Origin of the sequence: Asanoa sp. NPDC050611 (assembly GCF_040654855.1) — a bacterium.
GTDB lineage: Bacteria > Actinomycetota > Actinomycetes > Mycobacteriales > Micromonosporaceae > Asanoa.
The window spans coordinates 1-2610 of sequence record NZ_JBFAIU010000580.1; the positions used below are offsets into that span (position 1 = coordinate 1).

The following is a 2610-nucleotide window of genomic DNA, read 5'->3' on the forward strand; positions in this document are numbered from 1 at the left end:
GGCCGCACCAGGTGCTGGCCCTGCCGACGAGCAGCCACATGGTGGACGCCGACCACTCCGCCCGGTTGCTGGATCACCGTGGCGCCCGGGCTCGACCTCGACGTGGTCGCCGCGAGCGCGGCCGCCGGCCTGCCGCACCTGCCCGGCGTGGCCACCCCGTCCGAGGTGCACCACGCGGTCAAGGCGGGCTGCACCTGGCTCAAGGCGTTCCCGGCCGGTTCGCTCGGCCCCGGCTGGCTGCGCGAGGTGCGCGGGCCGTTCCCGGACGTGCGGTTCGTGGCGACCGGCGGCATCGGCGCGCACAACGCGCGCGACTTCCTGGCCGCCGGCGCGGAGGCGCTCGGTGTGGGCGGTGCGGTGACCCGCGAGGGTGGGCTGGCCGAGCTGCTCGCGGTGCTCAGGGCGTGACGTCGGCGCTGCTGCGCAGCCGTCGGCCCCAGGTCAGGTAGGCGATCGAGCCGACCGGCTGCACGAAGATCGCCGGCCACCAGAGGGCCTTGGGCCCGCGGACCAGGTGCTGCGGGCGGCGGAGCAGGTCGAGCGCGGCGGCGGTCGTGCAGACCACCTCGACCGCGGCCAGTGTGACCACGCCGGCCCGGCGGAACGTGCCGAGCCCGGTCCAGAACTCGCGGAGCGCCTCTGCCTGACTGGGCCTGGGTACGGTCTCGTCGGCCATGCTCCGAACGTACCCCCGGATCGGCCCGCTACCCTTCCGCTCGCGTAGTTTGGTGCCCGATGGAAGGTCTGGTGGGGCCGCGGTCGCTGGCCGAGCGGGTGCCGCTCGCCGCGTACCTCGACCGGATCGACGCGGTCGACCCGCTGCTGCAGGCGTTCCTGCCCGAGCGGCCGGGGACGCCCGCTGTCAGCGCCGGCCCGCTGGCCGGCGCGCCGCTGGCTGTCAAGGACATCTACCGGGTCGAAGGCCTGCCCACCCGCGCCGGTTCGGCGTTGCCGCCCGAGCTGTTCGAGGGCCCCGAGGCCTCGCTCGTGACCCGCCTGCGGGCGGCCGGCTGCGTGGTGGTGGGCAAGACGGTGACGGCCGAGTTCGCCAGCGCGGCGCCCGGGCCGACCCGCAACCCCCACGACCCCGCGCACACGCCCGGCGGGTCCAGCAGCGGCTCGGCGGCGGCGGTCGCGGCCGGGATGGTGCCGCTCGCGCTCGGCTCGCAGACGCTGGGCTCGGTGGTCCGGCCGGCGGCGTTCTGCGGCGTGGTCGGCTTCCGCCCGACGCACGGCCGGGTGCCCGCGGACGGGATGCTCCCGCACTCGCCGTCGCTGGACACGGTGGGCTGGTTCACGGCCGACGTGGCCGGGGCCGCGCTCGTGGCCGGCCTGGTGTGTCCGGAGTGGACCCCGGTCGACGCCGGGCCGCCGCCGGTGCTCGGCGTGCCCGCGCCGGCCTATCTGGCACAGGCTGACGCGGTGGCCCGGAGCGCGTTCGAGGGCCGGATCGCGATGTTGCGGGAGGCGGGCTACGCCGTGCGTACGACGGCGTTCCTGTCCGATGTGGACGTGGCGGCGATGCGGGTGATCAACCGGTACGAGCTCGCCCGCAGCCACGCCGGCTGGTTCCCGGAGCACGGCGACCGCTACCGCCCACAGACCGCGGAGGCGGTCCGGGAAGGGCTGGCGCTGACGGCCGACGACTACGCGGCCGCGCTGCGCTGGCGGCGGGGCTTCGTCGCGGCCTACGACGACACGGACGTCGACGTCTGGGTCACCCCGGCCGCTCCCGGCACGGCGCCCCGTGGCCTCGACCACACCGGCGACGCCCGCATGTCGGTGCCGTTCAGCGTGGCCGGGGCCCCAGCCCTGAGCGTTCCCGCAGGTCAGGCGGGTGGCCTGCCGCTCGGTCTCCAGCTCGCCGGCCGGCGCGGCGCCGACGAGCAACTGCTGGCGTGGGCGGCGACGATCGCGGAAGTGGTCAACGGCCCGCTATAGTGGTCGGCGATGTGAGCCGCTGACACCACCCGCGCCCGCGACCGAGGCACTGCCCGGCGGGCGAAAGCTCCCATTTTCTTCCCGGTGGTGCGCCATGTCCAAATCCCCTTTGCTCGCCCATGACCTCGTCCGCACGTACGGCGGCAGCCGCGTGCTCGACGGCGTGTCGTTGACCGCCGCGCCCGGTGACCGGATCGGCCTGATCGGTGAGAACGGCACCGGCAAGTCGACGCTGCTGCGCCTGCTCGCCGGCGTCGACGAGCCCGACGGCGGCAGCGTGGTCCGCCCGCCCGACCTGGGCTTCCTGCACCAGGAGATGCCGTTCGACCCGGCCGCGACGATCGCCGACGTGGTCGACGACGCGCTGCGCGAGTCCCGCGCGCTGCTGGCCGATCTCGACCGGCTCAGCGCCGCGCTGGTCGACGACCCGATCGGGCCGCTCGAGGAGTACGGCGAGCTGCTCGACCGGGCGCAGGAGACCGACGCCTGGGACGCCGACCGCCGCGCGGGACTGGTGCTGACCGGCCTCGGCCTGGGCGACGTGCAGCACGACCGCACGCTCGCGGAGATCTCCGGCGGGCAGCGCGGCCGGCTCGCGCTGGCCGCGATGCTGATCCGCCGCCCGGCCGCGCTGCTGCTCGACGAGCCGACCAACCACCTCGACGACGC

General features: G+C 75.8%; 4 protein-coding genes. 3 read left to right on the forward strand and 1 reads right to left on the reverse strand.

Annotated features, from left to right (window positions below; all coding sequences use genetic code 11):
• On the forward strand, positions 1–408 hold a 408-nt coding region (locus tag AB0H87_RS40470), incomplete at its 5' end, for a bifunctional 4-hydroxy-2-oxoglutarate aldolase/2-dehydro-3-deoxy-phosphogluconate aldolase (protein ID WP_360158736.1).
• On the opposite strand, the gene AB0H87_RS40475 is transcribed toward AB0H87_RS40470, so the two are convergent.
• Positions 398–676 carry a PLDc N-terminal domain-containing protein gene (locus AB0H87_RS40475; RefSeq protein WP_360158739.1) on the reverse strand — a complete coding sequence of 93 codons (279 nt, stop codon included), beginning with the start codon at positions 674–676 and terminating at the stop codon, positions 398–400. The two genes, AB0H87_RS40470 and AB0H87_RS40475, sit on opposite strands and share 11 nt — an antisense overlap.
• A 59-nt stretch (positions 677–735) precedes the next feature.
• Here AB0H87_RS40475 and AB0H87_RS40480 point away from each other — a divergent pair, with 59 nt between their 5' ends.
• Together AB0H87_RS40480 and AB0H87_RS40485 are read left to right on the forward strand one after the other, a co-directional pair.
• A complete protein-coding gene (locus AB0H87_RS40480; protein WP_360158742.1) occupies positions 736–1941 on the forward strand; it encodes an amidase in 1206 nt (401 codons plus the stop codon).
• 94 nt (positions 1942–2035) lie between these two features.
• Positions 2036–2610, forward strand: a 575-nt coding sequence (locus AB0H87_RS40485; protein ID WP_360158745.1) for an ATP-binding cassette domain-containing protein, incomplete at its 3' end; no start/stop codon positions are given.

Coding starts and splice junctions, on each gene's coding strand:
- AB0H87_RS40480 (WP_360158742.1), top strand. CDS start 736: ATGGAAGGTCTGGTGGGGCCGCGGTCGCTGGCCGAGCGGGTGCCGCTC.
- AB0H87_RS40475 (WP_360158739.1), bottom strand. CDS start 676: ATGGCCGACGAGACCGTACCCAGGCCCAGTCAGGCAGAGGCGCTCCGC.